The organism is Helicobacter magdeburgensis, from assembly GCF_000765825.2.
Lineage (GTDB): Bacteria > Campylobacterota > Campylobacteria > Campylobacterales > Helicobacteraceae > Helicobacter_C > Helicobacter_C magdeburgensis.
Genome location: NZ_JRPE02000005.1, coordinates 70,782 through 92,527, shown reverse-complemented (window position 1 = coordinate 92,527; position 21,746 = coordinate 70,782). Strand labels below are relative to the sequence as shown.

Genomic DNA, 21,746 nt, shown 5'->3' with positions numbered 1-21,746 from the left:
ATATGCGTGGGGGTGTGAGATGGTAGGTTTTGTCTTTCTCTCTTTGTTTTATGCTTTTATTGGGGTGTTGCTTATTCATTTGTATAGTGGCACTTATACGCATTTTTCCGCGTTGCTTAGAGCGACTTTTACTTCCACTCGGTATAGAATCTACTTTATGCTGTTGTTTATTTTTTCACTTGCAATGCTTTATTGGCTTGAAGCTGGGGCGGTTTATGTGGTGCTTATGCTTTTATTACTACTTGGTCTCATTGATATTCAATGCCTTGCCTTGCCTGATGTGCTAAATTTTTTATTGCTTTTAATATGTGTGGTTTTTGCCTTTTTAGATTCTATGTTTATGCAAGAGAGCTTTATACAAAGGGTGTTGCTTGGCTTTGGCGTTGGTGGAGTGTTTTTTACACTCAAAATTATGTATCAATCTATGGCGAAAAAGGATATTATCGGGGAGGCAGATATAATCGTGCTAAGCTCTGTTGGCATTGCCTTTGGGGTGCTTGATGCGTTTGTAGCTGTGTTTTTAGGTAGCATTGCCGCACTTTTTTATGCAATTATTTTAAAGATATTTTACAAAGCAAATCTTATGAATCTTAAGCTTCCATTTTGTTTTTTTATTTTTGTGGGTGTTTTGCTGAATCTTATGTGGCTACATTTTGTTGTGAGTGAGAATTTTGGCAATGCTTAAAAAATATCTTTTTAGCTCTTTTGCACAGATTTTTTTCCCATTTTTTCTCGTGCTGTTTTTTATCGCTTCTGTGGTGTTGCTCATTGACATAGCTGGGCGGACTTATGTAGTGAAAATGAGCTTTTTGGATTTGGGGACATTATTTGTGTATCTTATTCCAAGTAGTCTATTTTTTATTATCCCCATTACCTTTTTTGCTGCACTCGTGCTTGGAATCTCGCGTCTGGCGTATGACTATGAACTTATGGTGTGTTTTTCACTTGGGAGTAAGCCACTTGATATAGTGCGATTTTTTTTGCCTATTACGCTTCTTGCTACTTTGGTTTTATTTGTATTTTCATTTATTTTGCTGCCTTTAGCCACAAGTGCGTCTAAAAATTTTGTAGCACAAAAAAAGGCGGATATTGATGTAAATATTAAACCCGGTGAGTTTGGGCAAAAGCTTGGTGATTGGCTTGTGTATGTGGATAGTGTGGATAATCGCAAATATCAAAACCTTGTGCTATTTTCGGAAAATGGCTTTGAGGGCGATACTTTTATTGTCGCACAATCTGGGCAAACAAATAATAATCAAGGCTTGTTTGAGCTAAATCTCACATCAGGTAAAGCCTATTTTGCCGCACCCGAGGAGGTAAAAAGGGTGGATTACAACACAATGAGTGTGCGACAAAATGTCAGTGAGCCACAGCTTAGCGGATATGACTTGATAGCCTATTGGAAAGAAGCCTTCAGCCTTGAATCTCGCCAAAAACTCCGCAAACTCGCCCAAGCTGTAATGGTCTCACTTTTTCCTTTAGTTTCTATCTTTTTAATTCCGCTTTTTGGCATTGCTAATCCGCGATTTCGCTCTAATATGTCGTATTTTTATGTGATTGGCTCTGTGGCGTTGTATTTTGTGCTTATGCACATCGCTTCGGATAATTTTGCCCTTGTTGGAATGATAAGCATACCGATTTTGTGGTTTTTTGGCGGATTTTTTCTGTATAAAAAATTTATCGCAAAGTTTTATTAATGCCACGATACAAGGCTGTGATTTCCTATGATGGCAGTGCATTTTATGGCTTTGCTTTACAAAAGCACAAGCCAAGTGTGTTAGGGGCATTACGGGCTGGATTTGCTCGTGTGGGGATAAGGGGCGAGATTCTAGGGGCTTCACGCACGGATAAGGGTGTGCATTCCACAGGGCAGGTCATTAGCTTTGAATCTAGGCATTTTGAGGATAGCCACACCTTGCAGAATCTGCTGAATGCTAAGTTGTATCCGCACATTGCGGTGCGGAGACTGGAAAGAGTGAATGAAGATTTTCACCCAAGATTCCACGCTTTGTGGCGAGCTTATCGCTTTTTGCTTAGCTCTCACGCTCCAAGTCCTTTTCAATCAGTCTATGTGAGCTATGAAAAAATAGGTGATAGGGCGTTGTTTCAATCTGCTTTGAGTATGTTTAAGGGGAAGCATAATTTTGCTTTATTTAAGAAAAATGGCTCTTTTACACAAGATTCTATCCGTGATATTTTTAGAATTTTTAGCTATCAACATAAGGGCTTAGATATTGTGTATATAAAGGGCAATGGCTTTTTACGCTCCCAAGTGCGACTTATGGTGGGTGCAGCATTAAGTGTAAGTCGCGGTGAGCTAAGTTTAGAAAGTCTGCAAGAGCAGATTCAAGCTAAAAAAAGACATTATAACTTCCCCATAAGCCCAAATGGCTTATATCTTTGTGGTGTGGGGTATTAGGCTGGTTTGCTGGCTTCAACATATAAAGATTCATAAGCTCTTTCTTTAAGGTCAAAAAGCAATAAAGGATCGCGTCCATTTCCGCAAGATGAGCGTTGAATGGAGATAAAGCCTAAAGATTCTAGCTCATAATGCAATCTATCATAATCCCATACACTTAAATGAAGCCATTCTTGTGTAAGCTTTCTAATATGCTCGTTGGCTAGATTTTTCTTTTTTTCATCTTGTTTATCAGCAAGATATTCTTTCACGCGAAAATCTAAGTCCGGCACACTCAAACGCAATGTGCCATTTGGCTTTAAGATTCTAAAAATTTCTTTAAGGAGTGAAAGTGCATAATCAATGTAGAGATGTTCCAGCACGTGTTCGGAAAAAACGCCATCAAAAGCGTTATCTGGGCATAAAAGTGGATAGCGTAAATCAAGTTGCCATTGTGGTTTTGGGGTCGTGTAAGTTTTGAAAGGTTTTAAGTGGGAGAAAAAATCGGCATTGATTATATTATGCCCCCCCCCCCATAGCTTTTTGAAAGTTAAGCCCACAGCCAAGATTCAAATAATTTGGGATTTGCTCTAGGCGGGGTTTGGCAGAAGAAGAAAAATGTCTTCCATAGAGGCTAATGAGTTCAAATTTTAGCATACCCATTAGGGTGAATTTATACTCTTGTTTCATAACATTCCTTTACAAGTTGAAGTGAAAATGTCCTTGAATGATAGCTAATTAAGGTAAAAAAGATGTATCAGGTTTAGTATTCTTTTAAAACTCATTTGCTATAATGCCGCCCAACCTAGATGACGCGTCTTTCCTTTCATATCGCTAGTCTGTTACTAAAAGATTTTTGAGCTAATTGTAGTGATTTCTGTGTGTCGGTGTTTCTGCTTGAGCCATTTGCGTGGTTAGGATTTGCCGCCTAATGAGATTCTCTTGGCTCTGTTTGTGGCTTTTTTAGGCTACGCACAATGGGGTAACGCTCATTTGGGGGTTTTAGAATCTTTAAGGAAAAAGTATGCGAGAGAATATATTGATTATCGGTAATGGCGGGCGTGAATATGCTATGGGGCTTGTGCTAAAAGATGATAAGAGAGTAGATAGGCTATATTTTGCTCCGGGTAATGGTGGCACACACGCACTAGGTGTCAATATCCCCACTACAAAACATACAGATATTTTAGAATCTATACAAAAACACAATATTACACTTGTGATTATCGGTCCTGAAGCACCATTGAGCGAGGGGCTAAGTGATTTTTTGACAGCACATAATGTCCGTGTGTTTGGTCCATCTCTAGCGGCTTCTAGGCTAGAATCTAGCAAGGCGTATATGAAAGATTTAGTCTCACAAGCGGGAATCAAAACAGCAAAATATATGCAGTCAAATGATGTCAATGCTTTAAGTGAGTTTATCCACACGCTCACACCGCCGATTGTGGTAAAGGCTGATGGATTATGTGCGGGAAAGGGCGTGATTATAGCCCAAAGTCATAGCGAGGCGATTGCTCATACAAAGGAAATGCTATCTGGAGAGGCGTTTGGCGATGCTGGAATGCGTGTAGTGATAGAGGAGTTTTTAGATGGCTATGAGCTATCTGTGTTTGCCATAAGCGATGGCAAGGATTTTATTATGCTTCCAGCCTGTCAAGATCACAAGCGGTTACTATCAGGTGATAATGGTCCAAACACCGGCGGTATGGGGGCTTATACACCTACACCTTTATGCGATAAATCTTTGCTTGAAAAGATTAAGAAAGATATTATCGCACCTACACTAGATATTATGCGTAAGCAGGGAAGCCCATTTGTTGGGGTGCTTTTTGGCGGAATTATGGTATGTCAAAGGGATAATGAGCTGACACCATACTTGCTTGAATTTAATGTGCGTTTTGGCGATCCTGAATGTGAAGTGCTAATGCCCCTACTAGAGACGCCCCTGCTTGATATTGTAACTCACGCAATTGATGGGAAAATCGCAGAGCTTGAATGCAAGATGATTGAAAAATATGCCGTAGCCGTGGTGGCTTCATCAAAAGACTATCCTTATAAGTCAAGTCCTGCTGTGCCTATTGCTGTAAAAGATTTTGATAAGAATCTAGGGCATATTGTGTATGCGGGAGTGAGTAAAGCAGAATCTGGCGAGATTCTAGCAAGTGGTGGGCGTGTGCTACTTGCTGTGGGGTTAGCGGAGAGTTTAGAAAAAGCACGAGATAATGCCTATGAAATTATGAAGCATATTTCTTTTAAAGGTATGCACTTTAGAGATGATATTGCATTTAGGGCATTAGGCAGATGAATAATGATGAAAAGCTCTTAGAGATTTTGGAGCGGGAGAATCTTAGGATAGCTGATAAGAGTTTGCGGATTCTAGCGTGGTTTATTGATGTATTTTTACTCTCTTTTATTTTTGCACTTATCCATTTAGATACACTCTCACAAATGAGCGATTCTTCTGGCAATGTGGATTATGAGAGTGTGAGAGCTTTTGTAATGGATTTCACTTGGCAGGTGTGGATTTTGAAAATCAGTTATGATACTTTTTTTGTGTGGTATTATGGAAGTAGTATCGGTAAGATTATTTGTAAGATTAAAGTTGTGAGTGTGGATTTGTTTGATAAGCCAAGTTTTATATCTGCCTTGCTTCGTGCGTGTGGGAAGTATGTGGGTGAGAGTTTGCTTTTTATCACTTATGTGTTTGGTTTTGCTGATAGGTTTGTGCGGACACTGCACGATAGAATCGCTAAAACTTTGGTGATTGCCTATTGAAAAAATCTATTTTTTTTGGATTCTTGCTATGTTTTTTAGTAAGCGTATTACACGCTACACAAAAGGCAGATAAGTTTGATTTATCCGCTGATAGTGTCAGTGCGAGTGGTGATATTATCACGGCTACGGGCAATGCGTTTTTATTCTATGGTGATATATATATGGTCGCCAATAAAATTATCTACAACAAACAAACTAAACAAGCACATTTAGAAGGTGGAGCTAAAATCTATCAAGGCGATGTAGTGTATTTAGATGTGGAACAAGTAGAAGTGAATATGGATAATAAGCACACGCAGATGTCAAATGTGTATTTGCAAAGTGGCGTTGGAATGTGGTTTATGGCAAAGCAAAGTGAGGGGCAAGATGGCAAGTATCACTTCAAAAAGGGTGTGATTTCAGGCTGTGATATACAATATCCATTATGGCATATGAATGTAAGCTCCGGCACATACAATACAGATAAAGAATATATGAGCGTGTGGAATCCTAGATTCTATCTTGGGGCAGTGCCGGTGTTTTATCTGCCATATTTTGTAGCCCCAACGGGCAATAAAAGAAAAAGCGGTCTGCTCACCCCCACTATGTCTTTAAGTAATAAGCAAGGTTTTATGTATATGCAGCCTCTTTTTATTGCACCCTATGATCGTTGGGATATGACAATCGCTCCACAGATAAGGACACAGCGTGGGGCTGGAGGGGATTTAGAGTTTCGCTTTGCTGATAGGGACAATAAGGTTGCCATTTTGCAAACGCGTTATTTTCAAAATACAGATGAATACACAACGCTATATAACCTTAAAAATAAATACATTTATGGTGGGACTTTTAAATATGACACACAGGGAATCTTTGCAAGGAATAATGACAATATAACGGACGGGTTTTTTGCTGATATTACTTATATGAATGATTTAGAGTATATGCGTTTAAGAAGCCTTAATGCTGCATTTAATACGCGTTTATATGAATCTCGTGTGAATTATTTTCTCAATTCCAACAAACACTATTTTGGGACATATTTTAAATATTATCTTGACTTATCTAAGGTGGATAATAGTCAAACTTTTCAAGCCCTACCGCAACTGCATTACCACCACTACACAGATTCTCTATTTTTTAGGAATCTGCTTTATACCTTTGATTTTCAAAGTAAGCATATTACGCGACCTTCAGGCTATGGGTATTTTCAAAATACAATGTCTTTGCCTATCGGTTTAGCTTTACCGATATTTAATGATTATATATCACTTGGGGCAAATATAGATGCGTATGCGACTTCTGTGTCCTTGCAAGATTATCAAGGGCTGACTGATGCGATGGGGCAAAGGCTAGGGAAAAATATCAATTACAGCGTGAGTAGTTATAATGTCTCAATTAACTCTGACATTGCGCGTCCATATAAGCATTTTTTTCACTCCTTGCATTTTGAAGCTCTTTTTAGTGGCGCGTTGTATAAATACACTTCTGAAGCCGTGAATGATGATAGATATGAGGCGTATAATGAGCTTATTAATCAGGGCTTACCACAAGAGGCACTTGCTGTGATTTGGAATCCAAGTGATATTGTTGATGTTGTGAAAAATAAGCATAAAGTGGATTTGAAATTTTCACAATACTTTTATGGTAAAAATGGCAAGGAGCTTTTCTATTGGCGTATGTATCAGCGATTGTTTATGCAAGATAGTTTTTTAAATAGCTCTCAAGTCTTACGCAATGAGCTGGGATTCTCTCCACTTGATGGGTTAAATCTTAGCGGTTCGGTGTTTTATTCATATATAAGAAAAACAATCAGCGAAGCTTCAGTTAATGCATCTTTTAACAAATGGGGGCTAGATTCTAATCTCACTTATTATTTTAAGCTTGATCCATTGTATTTAAGCTCTGGTTTGTATTCACCACAGGGCAATACAGGCTTTGCTCGTGGGACATTGGGCTATGATTTTGGCTATTTTCGTTTAAATACGAATGTGGGCTATGATGTGGGACTTGGGTATTTAAAGGATTGGTATGTTACAATCTCCAAAGACATTCGGTGTTTTGGTGTGGCTTTGAAATTTGCTCAAGATATCCGCCCAACACTTACAGCGGATAATCAAATTACGCCAATTAAAAATCAATATGTAAAGATTGAGTTCCGTTTTGTGCCTTTGGCAAACACGGGCTTTACTTATAGATTCAAAGAATAAGGAGAAAAGGTGCAAAGGATTATATTTTCTCAAGCCCAAGATGCCCTGCCACCTTTGCTTGATGTGATACATATTAAGAATCTAAATCTAGATAATGCAATTTTAGTCGCTATTGGTAGGGAGGGTGTAAGCTTTGCAAGTGTGTTAGCTAATAAGCTTAAAGTTCCTATGGCATTTCTTTTTACACAGATTATCCCTTCCCCACTTAATCCTGAATGTCCAGTGGCAGTGGTCAGTGAAGATATGGAGATAATGATAAATGAAGAGTTAGTGAGTGCTTTTAATATCAGCCTTGATTATGTATACGGAGAGGCACAAAGGCAATATGAAGAGGCGATTTTATCCGCTCGGTATCAGCTGCGAAAAGGAGAGGGGATTAGCTCATTTGCGGGTAAGGATATTTTGCTTTTTGATTTGGGGATTGAGACGGGATTGCGTATAGGTGTGGCGATAAAAACTTGTATGAACTTAAAAGCAAAAAGTATTTGTGTGCTTGCACCTGTGATGCCTAAAAATATTTATGAGTTTTTAAGTGAGATTTGCGATGATGTATGTTGCCCTTATCCGCTTGAAAACTATGTTTCTACGACACATTATTTCCCCACTCTTCAGCCCATAGATGATGAGAGTTTTGAAGAGATTCTAAGCCAAACTACAACAAAGGAGACAAATGCAACGCATTGATATACACAATGAGAATCTAAATGAGAGCTATACTTTTAACTATATGGCAAAGGCGGCAAATGGCAGTGTGCTGTATCAAAATGGCGGAAGCGTGCTACTAGCAAGTGTGTGTGCGGAAGAAAATAACAAATATGATGATGACTTTTTGCCCTTAAGTGTGCAATATATTGAAAAAGCCTATGCGAGCAATAAATTCCCCCCCGGTTTTGTGAAGCGAGAAGGGAAGCCGAGTGAATTTGAGATTCTCACTTCTAGGCTCGTTGATAGGACATTGCGTCCGCTTTTCCCCAAAGGCTATAAACATATCACTTCAATCGTTATTTTGGTGCTAAGCTATGATGGCAAGAGTGATTTACAGCTCAATGCCCTAAATGCTGCTAGTGCGGCTTTATATGTCTCAAATCTACCTTTAGAGAGTTTAAAAGACAATGCGGTGTGTGGGGTAAGAATCGGGCGTAAAAATGGAGCATTTGTATTAAATCCCACAATGGAGCAGATGAGTGAGAGTGAGCTTGATTTGTTTGTATCCGGCAGGGGCGATGAGCTATTAATGATTGAGATGAAAAGCATAAGAAGTGAAAATGGTGCAAATGAACTCAGTGAAAAGGATATGATTCTTGCTTTAGAATCTGCTAAGACTTATATTGCAAATGCGACACAGAGCTACCACACGCATTTTGCCCCTTATAAAAAGCAAAGCCTTGTGATTGATTTAAGCCAAGATTCACTTAACCCCGATTTGCTAGAAAAAATTGCCAAAGATTACCATAGCCAAATTTTAGAAGCCATCACATTTTTAGCTAAATCAGAATCCCAAATGCAGCTTCATTCTATTATCAAGCAGGTAATGTGTGAGTGTGGCATTGAAGAAGAGAAAATCGCCACAGAGCATATTAAGGCGTATAAGAAAAAGCTTGTGCGTGAGATGATTATAGAATCTGCTCTTAGGGCTGATGGCAGGGGTTTGAAGGATATTCGCCCTATCAGTATCGATACAAATATTCTGCCCTTTGCTCACGGCAGTGTGCTTTTCACACGCGGACAAACTCAAGCCCTTGTGAGTGCGACACTTGGCGGTGAAAATGACGCACAAAGCTATGAGATGCTAGGCAGTAAGAATGCGTTAAAACGCCGATTTTTATTCCATTATAATTTCCCCGGATTCAGCGTTGGCGAAGCAAGTATGATAGGCAGTGTAGGGCGTAGAGAGCTAGGACACGGCAATCTTGCTAGACGCGCTTTAGAATCTAGCCTTACTTCGCAGGATAGGACAATCCGCTTAGTGTCAGAGATTTTAGAATCTAATGGTTCAAGCTCAATGGCGAGTGTGTGCGGTGGCTCTTTGGCATTATGTGCGTGTGGGGTTCAGGTAGATTCACTCATTGCAGGGGTGGCTATGGGGCTAGTAACACAGGGGGAGAAATACGCCATACTCACAGATATTAGCGGTTTAGAAGATCACGATGGTGATATGGATTTTAAGGTTGCTGGTGGATATAAGGGCATAAGTGCAATGCAAATGGATATTAAGCTTGGCGGCATTTCAAAAGAGATTTTAGAAGAATCTTTACTACAAGCAAAGGAAGCAAGGGAGCAGATTCTAGGCATTATGGAGGAGGCTAAGGCAAAGATTGTGCTAAATCATTCTATCTTGCCAAAGAGTGAAAGTTTTAAGATTGCCCCACATAAGATTGTTGAAGTAATTGGGCAAGGTGGGCGTGTGATAAAGGATATTATTGAGCGATTTGAAGTGAGTATTGATTTAGAGCGTGAAAGCGGAATAGTGAATGTGAGTGCAAGTAATGAAGATAATCTTGCTAAAGCTAAGGCTTTTATCCTAGAGATTGTAAGTGGAGCTAAAAGTGATAGGGTAGATTGGGAGAGTTATAATGTGGGTGAGCGATTTGTTGGGAAGATAAAGAAAATTGCGGATTTTGGGGTATTTGTGGAGCTACCGCGTGGTGGTGATGGGCTATTGCATATCAGCAAAATTATTAAAGATAAGAATGAAAGCATTCATAGTGTGTTGCAAGGCAAAAGTGAGTTAGAGTGCGAGATTCTCTCCCGCAATAAGGGCAAGGTGGAGTTAGGCTTAGTTTAATGTTTTTTTTATCAAAGCTTAGGCATAATCACGCTTCCAAAGTGTCAAGTAGGGGATAGATCCGAACAGGCTTTGAGATTTTGTAAAGAGGTGTTCAATGAAATTCTTAGCTCTTTTGTGTTTAGGAATGATTGGTTTCGCATTTGGTGCGGAGAATGATATGGGATTGAGTATGGTTGTTTCATATTCAATTGGTGGTGCTGTGATTGGTTTGGGTATTGCGGCTCTTGGTGGTGCTATTGGTATGGGACACGCTGCAGCTGCGACAATCTCTGGAACAGCTCGTAATCCCGGAATCAGCGGTAAATTGCTTGGGACAATGTTTATTGCATTGGCGTTGATTGAGGCACAAGTTATCTATACTTTGGTTTTAGCACTTGTTGCTGTATATGCAAATCCTTTCCTTCCAAGCGGAGCTGTGTTGGCAATATAATCTAACTTATGCAGATTCTACTTTTGAATCTGCATTGTGCGCTGGTGGTGGAATTGGTAGACACACCATCTTGAGGGGGTGGCGGGGCGACCCGTGCGAGTTCAAGTCTCGCTCAGCGCACCATACTTTAAAATCAACTTCTTGTTATTTTTATCATTTGCCGGAGTGGTGAAACTGGTAGACGCGCTAGACTCAAAATCTAGTAGGGGCAACCCTGTGTCGGTTCGAGTCCGACCTTCGGCACCATAAATACCTAGACTTTATTGAATCTCTATAGTTTATGATTTTTCAGGCTTTTTTATAGATGATGTTATTTTGGTGATTAAAGGATATATTATTGGAATCTGGTTTTGCTCACTCTGCCCTTAGCCTTGTTGTGCCACTTTTTGTGGTTGTGATGGTTGTGCTTTCAAGACGCGTTGTGCTTTCGCTTTTTCTAGGCGTATGCTTAAGCGGACTTATGCTTTATGGCTTTTCTTTAGAATCTTTACACTTTGTATATAAGGCGATAAGTAGCGTGTTTTATGATGAAGGCATTAATTGGGACGGGGCATTTATCTTTGCCTTTTTGATTATTTTAGGCGTGATTACGCAGATTATTCTATATAGTGGGGCGATTGGGGCGTTTGTCAAATGGGCTAGGAATCATATCAAAACCGCTAAAGGCTCGGAATTTCTAGCTTTTGTTGCCGGGGTGGTGATTTTTATTGATGATTATTTTAATGCCTTGACCGTTGGGCAGATTTCACGCTCACTCAATGATAGCTTTCACTCTAGCCGTGAACGTTTGGCGTATATCATTGATTCTACTTCAGCGCCCATTTGTATTCTTATACCGCTTTCAAGCTGGGGAGCTTATAACATAGGACTTTTAAGTAAGCAGGGCATTGAAGAGCCTTTTATGGTGCTGTTACAAAGCATTCCAAATAATTTTTATGCTTTTTTTGCGTTGATTGCTGTTGTTTTGACAATTATATGGCGGGTAAATCTGCCTGTAATGCGGAATAATGTCAATGTGGGTATGCAGGATTCTAAAGCACAAGATTCTAAAATAAATGGGACACATATTTTTCAACGCAAAAGTGCTATTATTTATCTCATCGTGCCGATTCTCGCCCTTATTGTAGGTATTTGTTTTATGATTTTTTATACAGGCTTTCAAGGGTTAGAAGATGGAGAGAGTGGTTTAATCGCTATGCTATCTCACACGGACACGCCTTTTTCACTTTTTTGCGGTGGGGCATTTGCACTTGTGGTTACGCTTTTAATGACGCTTGGGATTATAGAATCTAAGGAGTATCCTAGCATTTTTTGGTTTGGGGCAAAAAGTATGTTTGGTGCGATTTTGATTTTGATTTTTGCGTGGGCGATTGGACCGGTGATAAAGGAGCATATCCAAACAGGCGTGTATTTGGCAAATGTGGCAAAAGATGTGCTAAGTGCTGATATGATGGTGTTTATGCCCGTGTTTTTATTCCTTATTTCTGCTTTTATCGCCTTTTGCACCGGCACAAGCTGGGGGACATTTGCCATTATGCTACCCATTGGTATGGAAGTAACGCTCCAAAGCGGCAGTGGTGAGATGACGCAGAGTGCATTTTTGGCTTTATCGGCTATTTTATCTGGTGCAGTCTATGGTGATCATACTTCACCCATTTCAGATACAACTATCCTTTCTGCTGTGGGGGCTGGCTGCTCTGTGCAAAGCCATTTTATTACGCAGTTTCCTTATACCAGCATTGCTGCTTTGTGTGCGGGGGTAAGCTTTGTACTACTTGCTTTAACACAAAGCACTTTGATTGCTTTTTGCGTAGGCTTTGTGTTGCTTGGCGGTATTTTTTATATTTTAAAAAGATTCTATGGTGGGGATATTGAGATTATACAAAACACATAATGGGCGTGGCCGATTCTACATCCACTCTAGAATCTTACTCACTTCATTTGCTTCAAAGCATTTGATTGCTGCATTTTTGGGCTTTTTAGCAAGGATAACTTTTTCAAAACCATAGTTTTCTAGCTCTTTTAGTCTTATCTCAATATTGCCAACTTCGCGTATATCGCCAACAAGCGAGACTTCACCTACAAAGGCAGTTTTAGGACTAAGCGGACGATTTTTAAAGCTTGAGATAATACTTGCAATAACGGCTAAATCCGCACTTGGCTCACTTATCTTTATGCCACCTACGACATTTACAAACACATCATATCGCCCAAGTGGTATATCAAGTTTTCGCTCCAAAAGAGCTAAAAGCATATTCAACCGGTTAGTATCAAAGCCTGTGCAAGAGCGTTTAGGATAGGCAGATTCACTCACAAGGGCTTGAATCTCAATGACAATAGCCCTACTCCCCTCAAGTGGCACAGCCACAGCACTTCCAGCTTGGGCTGAACGCTGATTGAAAAAAAGCCTTGAAGCGTTTTTGGCACTCACAAGCCCACATTCTTTCATCTCAAAGATTCCAATTTCACTTGTTGTGCCAAAGCGATTTTTAAATCCCCTTAGCATTCTTAGCTCTTTACTTGGGTCGCCTTCAAAATACAGCACACAATCAACCATATGCTCCAAGATTCTAGGTCCGGCAATGGAGCCTTCTTTTGTGATATGCCCGATGATAAAGATACTGATATTTCGCTCCTTGGCAAGTCGCATAAGGGCAAAGGTAACTTCACGCACTTGTGAAACACTGCCGGGCGCGGAAGTGATTTCCGTGGAATATATCGTTTGGATAGAATCTATCACGCATAGGCTGTATTCCCGCTCATTTAGAGCTTGTGTAATGCTACTTAAATCAATTTCATTTAACAAAAAGAGATTTTCACTCACAGCACCCAGCCGAGTGGAACGCATTTTAATCTGCCCCGCACTCTCTTCCCCACTTACATAGAGAATCTTAAGCTTTGATTTTTCTGCAAGATTCCCTGCAATTTTTAATAAAAGCGTAGATTTGCCAACACCCGGACTGCCGCCGATAAGGTATAGCCCACCGGACACAATGCCTCCGCCTAGCACAATATCAAGCTCTTCTTCGTGGGAAGTAAAATGCTGAATAGATTCAAATTGAACTTCTGTAATGGGGATAGCGTGGGTTGTAGGATTTAGCTTTTGACTTGCAAGGCTATATTTTTTCATTTCACCTTTAAGCTCAACTAAACTATCCCAACTCCCGCAACTGCTACATTTTCCAAGCCACTTTGGGCTTTGCCAACCGCAAAATTGACATTCAAAAACTACACTTTTTTTTGCCACCTTAAAGCCTTAAAAAATACTATCAAGCAGAATCTTCACATATTCTTGTTTGTCAAATTTCAATAAATCAGTCGCTTTTTCGCCCACACCTATGAAACAAATGGGGATTTTAAGCTCACTTACAATGCTAAAAATCGCCCCTCCCTTGCTTGTGCCATCAAGCTTTGTGATGATAATGCCATCAAATGTAATATTTTGTGAAAATGCCTTAGCTTGATTAATCGCGGAGCTTCCCTGTGTGCCATCAAGCACAAGGAATTTTCTTAAAGGCAAATCTCGCAGGGCTTTTTGACAGACACGCACGATTTTTAAAAGCTCATTATTGAGATTTGTTTGATTATGCAATCGCCCTGCTGTGTCAATGTAAAGCTCATCAATATTTCTTGCCAAAGCGGAATTAATGCTATCAAAGGCAACCGCACTTGGGTCGTGCATATGCTGTGTGGCAATCACAGGGATACTAAGCCTTTCACCCCAAAGCTTAATTTGCTCAATGGCAGCTGCGCGGAAAGTATCCCCAGCGGCTAACATTACCTTTTTGCCTTCTTTTTGTGCAAGATGTGCGAGTTTGGCAATGCTTGTAGTTTTGCCCGCCCCATTTACGCCAACGATTAATGTAACAAGGGGTTTAATAGAATCTGCATTTTCTAGTAAGGGGGAAGATTCAATCTCAAGCAGGGTGATTAGGGCTTTATGCAGTGCGTCTTTAGAGACATAAGGAGGCAGAGAATCTAAAATAGATTCTACAAGCTCATAGTCTATATCGCATTCAATCAAAATCTCTTCTAGCTCATCTTTGCTTAGCTTGTCTTTTTTTGAGCTAAGCAGTGAAGCGATATTTTGCGTGGTTTTTTGGAGAGTTTTGCTAAGCGTTAGAATCATTTTTGCTCTTGAGTTTGGGCTGGATTTGAATCTTGCTCTTGCGGGATATTATCAAGGATTTCAATCTCATCTTGTGCTTTTGCATCAAGCTTATCTTGGATAAGATAGCGTATGTCAAGCTCTACCATCTCTTCAGGCACTAATCCCACATAGTCAATGACCTTTTCACCTTGCTTATCATAGAGAGCAATGTAGCTAGATTTCTCATCTTTGCTTAGGAAATTGAGCAGATTCTTATCATCATTTGGGGCATAGAGCTTGAATCTTGGGTTGATAGCATTGATTTGTTCTTGTAAGGCTTGTAAATCTTCTTTTGGGCTAATGGCAACAATGGATATAAACTCTTGGTATTTATTGTGTAAATCAAGGATATGGAGCAGTTCATCTTGGCATTGTGTGCAGTCTTTGGAGATAAAAAAAAGCAAGGTTGGATGCTCATCTTTGGTTTGGAATACACTTTGGGTTTGGTTTGTTTTAAACTTCAAAGATTCATTTTGTGTGTTTGTAACTTCAATATTGAGAATCTTATCTTGCCCTCCGCCTTGAAATCCAAAAACATCTCTGTCCTTATCACCTTCATCACTACACGCACTCAAAAACACCGCCATTGCCACACATATAAGCAAAATTTTAAGATGAGATTGTCTTGGTAGAATCTGTAAAAACTGCATTGCTTCTCTCCAAAGTATAGGTTTTGTGCTATCATTATATCTAAAAAAAGGATTAATAATTACCAAACAAGACTTTAGAAAAGCAGCAAAAGTGTTTTTGAGATATAAAACGCGTTATGCTTCACTGCAAGATAGGGCGTTAAATCCCGCACTTTTTAGAATCTTAAGGCAAAAGAGCGTAAAAAATGTGCTTGTGTATATGCCTTTTGGCAATGAAGTGAATATTTTCCCGCTCATCTCCACGCTTCGCAAAAAAAAATATCGTGTTTTTGTGCCTTATATACAAGAATTTTATTTTAAAATGATACCATTGCGAATGCCATTGCAAAAAAATGTCTTTGGCATTTATGAGTCAAATAATTCTACATTTAATTTAATAAAAGTTGATGCGGTGATTATCCCTGTTTTAGGGATAGATAAGGATTTTAGGCGGATTGGTTTTGGCAAGGGTATGTATGATAGATTTATGTCTTGCCTGAAGAAAAAAGTTTATGTTATTTTTGTAGCAAGAAGTCCAAACTACACTCCAAGCGTGATTACAGAATCTTATGATGTGCAAGGAGATTGTTTTGTAACCCCATCGGCTTTATGTTTAAGGAAGCACAATGGAAGTATGGTATGTAATAGGCGGTATAACCTTCGCATTATTGGTGGGCGTGAGTGTATATCTTATCACAAGAAAGATTTTTAACTCTCACTCCCAAGTGATTATAGAGCAAGCCAAAGCAAAGGCAAAGGCGATTGAGTATGAGGCACAAGAAAAGCTCAAAGATCATAAGATTCATATTAAAGAAGAACAGCTTAGGCTCCAGCAGCAATTTGACAAAGAGAGTGCTAGGCTAAAAAAAGAATATGAATCTGCTTGGGCGGAGTTTGAGAAAGAAGAGCAATGTCGCTACCAACAGCTCAATCATCAAAAACAGCAAGTTGAGAAAGAAAAGCAGGAAATTGCCGAGCTTAAAATCAAAGTTTTGCGTTCCCAAAGTGAGCAGGATAAGCTCAAGCTTGAATATCAAAATGCAAAAAAAGAAATGCTAAATCTTATAGCAAATCACGCAAAAATGAGTAGAGAGGAAGCCACGAGCATTTTGCTTTCGCATCTTGAAGAAGAGCTTGCTGATGAAAAGGCTATGCTTATCCGTAGATATGAGAGGGAGGCAAAAGATGAAGCCAAAAAAAAGGCAAATTATATCCTTGCCCAAGCTACTACGCGTTATGCGGGTGAGTTTGCTACTGAACGCTTAGTGAATGTTGTCAATCTCCCAAATGATGAGCTAAAGGGACGCATTATTGGTAAGGAAGGGCGGAATATTAAGACTTTGGAGCTTATTAGCGGGGTAGATGTCATCATTGATGATACGCCTTGTAGCATTATTTTAAGCAGTTTTAATCTCTACCGCAGAGCCATTGCTACACGCACGATTGAAAGCCTTGTGGAAGATGGCAGGATTCAGCCTTCACGCATTGAGGAAGTGTATGAACGCATTAAAAATGAAATGGATGAGCAAATGCGTCAAGATGGCGAAAATATCGTGCTTGATATGGGGCTTGGCTATATGCACCCAGAATTGAAATTTTTGCTTGGCAAAATGCGTTATCGTGCGTCTTTTGGGCAAAATGCACTTGGGCATTCTATTGAAGTGGCAAATCTCGCAGCCATTATCGCTGGAGAGCTTGGCGGAGATGAGAAACTTGCACGAAGGGCTGGAATCTTACACGATATAGGCAAGGCACTGACTCAAGAGCTTGGCGGTAGCCACGTGGATTTGGGTGTTGAGGTTTGCACTTGCTATAAAGAACACCCTGTGGTGATTAATGCTATCAAAGCTCATCACGGCTATGAGGAGATAAAAAGCATAGAATGTGCTGCTGTGTGCGCAGCAGATGCGTTATCTGCTGCGAGACCGGGGGCTAGGCGTGAAGTGCTTGAAAATTTCCTAAAAAGAATGCAGGATATTGAAAATATTGCGATGGATAAAATCGGCGTGAAACAAGCCTATGCTATTAATGCGGGTAGAGAAGTGCGTGTGATTGTAAGGGCGGATTTGGTCAGTGATGAGCAAAGTGTTGTGTTAGCACGCGAGATAGCCAAAGAGATAGAATCTAATTTACAATATCCGGGTGAAATTAAAGTCAGCGTAATACGAGAGCTAAGGGCTGTGGAATATGCAAGATAAGTGTCATAAAGGCTTCAAAAGTTTCAATCAGGATTCTAGCATTTTTGCTTGGTTGCCTGTTTTGTGCGTTACTTTTGGTGCGTTTATCTTTAATACTTCAGAGTTTATACCTATTGGGCTTTTAGGTGCGATTGGCAATGACTTTTCTATGAGTGATTCTGAAGTTGGGGTAATGCTAACTATCTATGCGTGGGTAGTAGCCCTTGCGTCCTTGCCGCTTATGCTCTATTTTGCACAAAGCAATCTCAAATCCCTTATGTTAGGCGTCATCGCTGTATTTGTGCTTAGTCATTCCATCTCTGCTTTATCACAAAATTTCATTATGCTTGTAGCCTCTCGCATAGGCGTAGCCCTATCCCACGCACTCTTTTGGTCTATCGCTTCTGTTATGGCGGTGCGTGCTGCCCCAAAGGGTAAGCAAAGCAGTGCGTTAGGCTTTGTGATTACAGGTAGCTCTCTTGCTATGATTGCTGGGCTGCCGCTTGGGCGTATGATAGGGCTGTATGTGGATTGGCGAGTGAGCTTTTTGTGTATTGGGCTTGTGGCGTTGTGTGTTGGCATTGCTTTCTGGCGGGTGTTTCCTACTATGCCAAATACGCAAAACATTTCGCTAAAAACGCTTCCTACACTTCTGCAAAATAAGGCATTTATGAAGATTTGCTTTCTCACGCTTGTATTTGTGAGCGGACATTTTAGCGCATATACTTATATTGAGCCATTTTTGGAGAATGTGGCGGGGTTTAGGGCTAACTCTGTTACTTTTATCTTGTGTTTGTTTGGGCTTATGGGTGTGGTAGGGAGTGTGCTATTTGCAAGATTCTATGAGAGATTTCATTTAGCCTTTGTGCGTCTTAGCCTTTTTGGTTTGGGTTTTAGTATGCTTTTGTTGTATGTTGTGAGTGAATCTAGTCTAGCTACCACGCTACTTTGTGCGGTGTGGGGGCTGTGCTTTATGCTTTTTGGTGTGATTTTTCAATCCCAAGTGATTGCCGCTGTGCCAAATGCTACGGCGGTAGCAATGAGTATTTTTTCAGGTATTTTTAATGTTGGCATAGGCAGTGGGGCGTTGATTGGCGGCTTGGCATATACGCATTTTGGGATAGAATCTATTGGCTTTGTGGCAAGTGGGATATGTGCTTTTGCGGCGTTATATTTTGTGAGTGCTATGGGCTTTGCGAAAGTGTTTAGGAAGTTTAGGCAAGTGTAAATTATTTAAGTTTCTTCACATAATCACAAGCAAATTGATTATCCATTTCACACGCACGAGAGTAAAGGAGCTTGGCTTTTGTCAAATCTTGAGGGGTATTTAGCCCTTGTTGGTAAATCTCGGCACTAAGTACACACGCATATAAGCGGTTTTCATCACAAGCTTGTGAATCTAGCTCAAGGGCTTTTTGCGTAAATTCCTTGCTTTTTTGCAAATCCTGCTTGACATTCACACCATAAAAATAATAAGTCCCAAGCATAAAACACGCATTTTCCATATCACGCTCACACAAAATCTCAAGGTATTCTAAGCCCTTTTGAATATCCTTTGCTACGCCGTGTCCATCAACAAGTGCTACCGCTTGGATAGAGCACCACTCCACAGCTCCCTCTTTACACGCTTCTATACTGTTTTCATAGCCTAGTTGATAGAACTGCTGGGATTTTTCTAGATTTGCTTTAGAATCTTTTTTATCCTTGGATTTGATTTCATAGTAGTTGCCGAGATAAAGACAAGCACCCGGATGTTTATTATCACAGGCTTTTTTTAGAAAATCACTTGCCTCATCACTATTTTTACTCCAGCGTGTTACACCTTGATAAAAGAGTGAATCCGCTTGGCGGATTGATTGCACGAGCGGAGAGAGAGTAGGTTCTGCATTGTCTTTATCTATTTGCTCATTTTCACTAGCAAGGGCAAATGTGGAACATAAAAGCATAAGGCAAAATAAGATTCTCATTAGCTAGTCCTTTTGTTAAGATGCACGAGCTGGGGGAAGTTATGTGTTACCATTTGATTATGTGAAAAGAAATTTTCAATATGTTGCGTGATTTGCTTTACATCACTTAAGCTATTGATAAGGTTTCTAAACTCACTCGCACCCTCGTGTCCTTTGGTGTAGGCGTGGAGATTCTTGCGAAACATAATCGCCCCCCTTTCCCCATAAAATTCTATCATTTTATTAAAATGCTCTAATACAAGCTCTTTTTTCACAATGGGGGGAATCTCGTGTGTATTATTTCTAATCTGCCAAAAAATCCACGGCGAAGTAATAGCAGCTCGTCCTATCATTACACCATTTGCACCGGTATGCTCTAGCACTTTTTGGGCTTTTTCCACGCTATCAATCTCGCCATTAGCAATAAGGGGCATAGGGACATTTTGCTTAATATGTGCGATAGCATCATAATCAATCTTTTCTTTTTTGTAGCCATCTGCTCTCGTGCGTCCGTGCACTACGACAAAATCAGATTTGACATCTTTAAGGGCTTGAGCTATCTCATTGGGAATCTTCTTATCAAAACCAAGGCGGACTTTTAAGCTTGTGTAAGGCGTTTTAGCGTTTTCTTTGATGAGATTAGCAATTTTTACTAGTAGATTTAAATCTTTGAGCAATCCACTTCCATTGCCGTGATTTGCGACCTTTGGGGCGGGGCAGCCACAATTTAGATCAATAATATCAATGCCCTTTTGAGTGTTTAGAATCTCAACCGCTTGTTTGATGACTTCTTCTTTTGAGCCAGAGATTTGAACGCTATAAGGCTGCTCTTGTGGGGATTTTTCAGCCATTTTGAGCGTGCGTTTATTGCTATATACAAGGGCGTGAGAGCTTATCATCTCACTCACGGTTATATCCACGCCAAAGCCCTTAACCACGCTGCGAAAAGGCAAGTCTGTATAGCCTGCAAGAGGGGCTAACATCAAAAGATTCTTAAATTCAATCATTTAATTTCTCTGCTTATAGTCTGTGTAGTCAAAGCGTTTGAGAATCTCAAACTTGCCATTTGTGTCAATCACGCCAAGAAGGGGTAGAGGGATTCCATTAAAGGTATTGTTTTTTACAATCGTGTAGTGGAGCATATCTTCAAAAATGATTCTATCGCCAACAAGCAATGGTGTATCAAAGCTATAATCGCCTATAACATCACCAGCTAGGCAGGTTGGACCACCTAAGCGATAAGTATATTGGGCGACATTAATCCCTTTATCAGATTCTATATTGCCATTTTTACTAAGTTTGCAAAGGGTAGGGCGGTAGGGCATTTCAAGGCAATCGGGCATATGAGCCGCCGCACTCACATCAAGTATGGCTACTTTGCCTTGATTTTCAACAATATCAACCACCTCGCCTATAAGAAAGCCCACCTGCCACCCCACTGCTTCGCCCGGCTCCAAAAACACCTCAATATCATTATGGCGTTGCTTAAAATCTTTGATAAGATTGATAAGCAACTCGCAGTCATAATCTGCCCGAGTGATGTGATGTCCGCCACCAAAATTCACCCATTTTTTGTTTTTAAGATAGATTTCAAAATACTTTTCAAAATGCGGCAATGTGCGTGAAAGAGCGGCAGAATCTTGCTCACAATGTGTGTGAAAATGCAACCCATCAATACCTTGAAGTCCATATTGCTGCACACCTTTTGTAAATTCGCTTGGGGTAATGCCTAAGCGGGAAAGTGGCACACAAGGATTATAAATAGGTGGCTCTACCTCGCTATATAACGGATTCACACGCAGTCCCACTTCAATGGGAGAAAGATTCTGTGTTAGGAGTGTTTGATTTTTAGAATCTATTAGGGGCTTAAACTTCTGCCATTGATTAAAGGAATTAAAAATAATATGCGTAGCATATTCTAAGATGGATTCAAACTCACTTGCTTTGTAAGCTGGGGAAAAGACACATATTTCTTTGTGCTGTGTGTTAGAATCTTGTGCGTTATGTTTGCCTTGTTTTGCCCTACCGCCTATCTCTTCATAGCCTAGTCTTGCTTCATATAGTCCGCTTGCTGTGCTTCCACTTAGAGTGTGTTTAAGTGTGTCAAATCGTCTCCAAAACGCATAGCCTTTGAGTGCTAGGAGAATCTTTGCTCCACTTTGCTTTTGGATAGAATCTAAGATTTTAAGATTGTGATTAAGCCTTTCTTCTTCTAAGACATAAGCGGGTGTTGGAATCTCTAAAAGTGTGAGAGGGTTTCGCAT

21 protein-coding genes and 2 tRNA genes are annotated in these 21,746 nt (G+C 40.1%); 15 read left to right on the top strand and 8 right to left on the bottom strand.

Annotation, left to right across the window (positions count from 1 at the left end; all coding sequences use genetic code 11):
• The first annotated feature begins 19 nt into the window (after positions 1 to 19).
• From LS74_RS04730 to truA, 3 genes are read left to right on the top strand one after another with little or no spacing between them, the layout of a single operon-like run.
• Positions 20 to 685 carry a prepilin peptidase gene (locus LS74_RS04730; RefSeq protein ID WP_034585106.1) on the top strand — a complete coding sequence of 222 codons (666 nt, stop codon included), beginning with the start codon at positions 20 to 22 and terminating at the stop codon, positions 683 to 685.
• The gene (locus tag LS74_RS04725) at positions 678 to 1,697 is read left to right on the top strand and encodes an LptF/LptG family permease (protein WP_034585136.1); all 1,020 of its coding nucleotides are present in this window, start codon (positions 678 to 680) and stop codon (positions 1,695 to 1,697) included. Before LS74_RS04730 ends, LS74_RS04725 begins: the two co-directional genes overlap by 8 nt.
• Entirely contained in the window at positions 1,697 to 2,419 is a 723-nt protein-coding gene (gene truA, locus LS74_RS04720) for a tRNA pseudouridine(38-40) synthase TruA (protein ID WP_034585103.1), read from the top strand. The genes LS74_RS04725 and truA overlap by 1 nt, the downstream gene beginning before the upstream one ends.
• Here the strand turns inward: truA and LS74_RS04715 are convergent.
• Positions 2,416 to 2,958, bottom strand: a complete 543-nt coding sequence (locus LS74_RS04715; RefSeq protein WP_034585100.1) for a class I SAM-dependent methyltransferase — start codon at positions 2,956 to 2,958, stop codon at positions 2,416 to 2,418. The two genes, truA and LS74_RS04715, sit on opposite strands and share 4 nt — an antisense overlap.
• Positions 2,918 to 3,088, bottom strand: coding sequence for a hypothetical protein (locus LS74_RS10885; protein WP_167480466.1), 171 nt, complete (start codon positions 3,086 to 3,088; stop codon positions 2,918 to 2,920). The genes LS74_RS04715 and LS74_RS10885 overlap by 41 nt, the downstream gene beginning before the upstream one ends.
• Positions 3,089 to 3,422: 334 nt before the next feature.
• Here LS74_RS10885 and purD point away from each other — a divergent pair, with 334 nt between their 5' ends.
• The 9 genes from purD (at position 3,423) to LS74_RS04670 (ending at position 12,474) form a co-directional block, all read left to right on the top strand.
• On the top strand, positions 3,423 to 4,703 hold the full coding sequence (gene purD / locus LS74_RS04710) for a phosphoribosylamine--glycine ligase (protein ID WP_034585098.1): 1,281 nt from the start codon (positions 3,423 to 3,425) through the stop codon (positions 4,701 to 4,703).
• The gene (locus tag LS74_RS04705) at positions 4,700 to 5,173 is read left to right on the top strand and encodes an RDD family protein (protein WP_034585095.1); all 474 of its coding nucleotides are present in this window, start codon (positions 4,700 to 4,702) and stop codon (positions 5,171 to 5,173) included. Before purD ends, LS74_RS04705 begins: the two co-directional genes overlap by 4 nt.
• A complete protein-coding gene (locus LS74_RS04700) occupies positions 5,170 to 7,362 on the top strand; it encodes an LPS-assembly protein LptD (protein ID WP_236096805.1) in 2,193 nt (730 codons plus the stop codon). Before LS74_RS04705 ends, LS74_RS04700 begins: the two co-directional genes overlap by 4 nt.
• Before the next feature lie 9 nt (positions 7,363 to 7,371).
• Positions 7,372 to 8,046, top strand: coding sequence for a phosphoribosyltransferase (locus LS74_RS04695; protein ID WP_034585094.1), 675 nt, complete (start codon positions 7,372 to 7,374; stop codon positions 8,044 to 8,046).
• Positions 8,033 to 10,147: a polyribonucleotide nucleotidyltransferase gene (locus LS74_RS04690; protein WP_034585091.1), complete on the top strand. Its 2,115-nt coding sequence runs from the start codon at positions 8,033 to 8,035 to the stop codon at positions 10,145 to 10,147. Before LS74_RS04695 ends, LS74_RS04690 begins: the two co-directional genes overlap by 14 nt.
• A 97-nt stretch (positions 10,148 to 10,244) precedes the next feature.
• Complete coding sequence (locus LS74_RS04685) at positions 10,245 to 10,580, top strand: F0F1 ATP synthase subunit C (protein WP_034589423.1); 336 nt, start codon at positions 10,245 to 10,247, stop codon at positions 10,578 to 10,580.
• A 38-nt stretch (positions 10,581 to 10,618) separates the two neighbouring features.
• Positions 10,619 to 10,703: transfer RNA gene (locus LS74_RS04680), tRNA-Leu, on the top strand.
• A 36-nt stretch (positions 10,704 to 10,739) separates the two neighbouring features.
• Positions 10,740 to 10,826, top strand: a tRNA-Leu gene (locus LS74_RS04675).
• 151 nt (positions 10,827 to 10,977) lie between these two features.
• Entirely contained in the window at positions 10,978 to 12,474 is a 1,497-nt protein-coding gene (locus LS74_RS04670) for a Na+/H+ antiporter NhaC family protein (protein ID WP_201274706.1), read from the top strand.
• Positions 12,475 to 12,489: 15 nt separating this feature from the next.
• On the opposite strand, the gene radA is transcribed toward LS74_RS04670, so the two are convergent.
• Genes radA through LS74_RS04655 form a run of 3 tightly spaced genes read right to left on the bottom strand, consistent with a single transcriptional unit; the run spans position 12,490 to position 15,380 of the window.
• Positions 12,490 to 13,827 (bottom strand): DNA repair protein RadA, encoded by a 1,338-nt coding sequence (gene radA / locus LS74_RS04665; RefSeq protein WP_138128854.1) that lies wholly within the window; start codon positions 13,825 to 13,827, stop codon positions 12,490 to 12,492.
• A gap of 9 nt (positions 13,828 to 13,836) precedes the next feature.
• Positions 13,837 to 14,709 carry a signal recognition particle-docking protein FtsY gene (gene ftsY / locus LS74_RS04660; protein ID WP_034587142.1) on the bottom strand — a complete coding sequence of 291 codons (873 nt, stop codon included), beginning with the start codon at positions 14,707 to 14,709 and terminating at the stop codon, positions 13,837 to 13,839.
• Positions 14,706 to 15,380 carry a TlpA family protein disulfide reductase gene (locus tag LS74_RS04655; RefSeq protein ID WP_034587140.1) on the bottom strand — a complete coding sequence of 225 codons (675 nt, stop codon included), beginning with the start codon at positions 15,378 to 15,380 and terminating at the stop codon, positions 14,706 to 14,708. Before LS74_RS04655 ends, ftsY begins: the two co-directional genes overlap by 4 nt.
• A gap of 25 nt (positions 15,381 to 15,405) precedes the next feature.
• Here LS74_RS04655 and LS74_RS04650 point away from each other — a divergent pair, with 25 nt between their 5' ends.
• Genes LS74_RS04650 through LS74_RS04640 form a run of 3 tightly spaced genes read left to right on the top strand, consistent with a single transcriptional unit; the run spans position 15,406 to position 18,764 of the window.
• Positions 15,406 to 16,071, top strand: a complete 666-nt coding sequence (locus tag LS74_RS04650; protein WP_268903680.1) for a 5-formyltetrahydrofolate cyclo-ligase — start codon at positions 15,406 to 15,408, stop codon at positions 16,069 to 16,071.
• Entirely contained in the window at positions 15,986 to 17,557 is a 1,572-nt protein-coding gene (gene rny, locus LS74_RS04645; protein WP_052086408.1) for a ribonuclease Y, read from the top strand. Before LS74_RS04650 ends, rny begins: the two co-directional genes overlap by 86 nt.
• Positions 17,547 to 18,764 (top strand): sugar transporter, encoded by a 1,218-nt coding sequence (locus tag LS74_RS04640; protein ID WP_034587138.1) that lies wholly within the window; start codon positions 17,547 to 17,549, stop codon positions 18,762 to 18,764. The genes rny and LS74_RS04640 overlap by 11 nt, the downstream gene beginning before the upstream one ends.
• A gap of 1 nt (position 18,765) precedes the next feature.
• On the opposite strand, the gene LS74_RS04635 is transcribed toward LS74_RS04640, so the two are convergent.
• Genes LS74_RS04635 through nspC form a run of 3 tightly spaced genes read right to left on the bottom strand, consistent with a single transcriptional unit; the run spans position 18,766 to position 21,746 of the window.
• Positions 18,766 to 19,503 (bottom strand): tetratricopeptide repeat protein, encoded by a 738-nt coding sequence (locus LS74_RS04635; RefSeq protein ID WP_034587136.1) that lies wholly within the window; start codon positions 19,501 to 19,503, stop codon positions 18,766 to 18,768.
• Complete coding sequence (locus LS74_RS04630) at positions 19,503 to 20,486, bottom strand: tRNA dihydrouridine synthase (protein WP_034587145.1); 984 nt, start codon at positions 20,484 to 20,486, stop codon at positions 19,503 to 19,505. The genes LS74_RS04635 and LS74_RS04630 overlap by 1 nt, the downstream gene beginning before the upstream one ends.
• A 3-nt stretch (positions 20,487 to 20,489) precedes the next feature.
• Positions 20,490 to 21,746 (bottom strand): carboxynorspermidine decarboxylase, encoded by a 1,257-nt coding sequence (nspC, locus tag LS74_RS04625; RefSeq protein WP_034587134.1) that lies wholly within the window; start codon positions 21,744 to 21,746, stop codon positions 20,490 to 20,492.

Coding starts and splice junctions, on each gene's coding strand:
- LS74_RS04640 (WP_034587138.1), top strand. CDS start 17,547: ATGCAAGATAAGTGTCATAAAGGCTTCAAAAGTTTCAATCAGGATTCT.
- LS74_RS04635 (WP_034587136.1), bottom strand. CDS start 19,503: ATGAGAATCTTATTTTGCCTTATGCTTTTATGTTCCACATTTGCCCTT.
- nspC (WP_034587134.1), bottom strand. CDS start 21,746: ATGCGAAACCCTCTCACACTTTTAGAGATTCCAACACCCGCTTATGTC.
- LS74_RS04655 (WP_034587140.1), bottom strand. CDS start 15,380: ATGCAGTTTTTACAGATTCTACCAAGACAATCTCATCTTAAAATTTTG.
- purD (WP_034585098.1), top strand. CDS start 3,423: ATGCGAGAGAATATATTGATTATCGGTAATGGCGGGCGTGAATATGCT.
- LS74_RS04730 (WP_034585106.1), top strand. CDS start 20: ATGGTAGGTTTTGTCTTTCTCTCTTTGTTTTATGCTTTTATTGGGGTG.
- rny (WP_052086408.1), top strand. CDS start 15,986: ATGGAAGTATGGTATGTAATAGGCGGTATAACCTTCGCATTATTGGTG.
- LS74_RS04685 (WP_034589423.1), top strand. CDS start 10,245: ATGAAATTCTTAGCTCTTTTGTGTTTAGGAATGATTGGTTTCGCATTT.
- LS74_RS10885 (WP_167480466.1), bottom strand. CDS start 3,088: ATGAAACAAGAGTATAAATTCACCCTAATGGGTATGCTAAAATTTGAA.
- LS74_RS04725 (WP_034585136.1), top strand. CDS start 678: ATGCTTAAAAAATATCTTTTTAGCTCTTTTGCACAGATTTTTTTCCCA.
- LS74_RS04705 (WP_034585095.1), top strand. CDS start 4,700: ATGAATAATGATGAAAAGCTCTTAGAGATTTTGGAGCGGGAGAATCTT.
- ftsY (WP_034587142.1), bottom strand. CDS start 14,709: ATGATTCTAACGCTTAGCAAAACTCTCCAAAAAACCACGCAAAATATC.
- truA (WP_034585103.1), top strand. CDS start 1,697: ATGCCACGATACAAGGCTGTGATTTCCTATGATGGCAGTGCATTTTAT.
- LS74_RS04670 (WP_201274706.1), top strand. CDS start 10,978: ATGGTTGTGCTTTCAAGACGCGTTGTGCTTTCGCTTTTTCTAGGCGTA.
- LS74_RS04690 (WP_034585091.1), top strand. CDS start 8,033: ATGCAACGCATTGATATACACAATGAGAATCTAAATGAGAGCTATACT.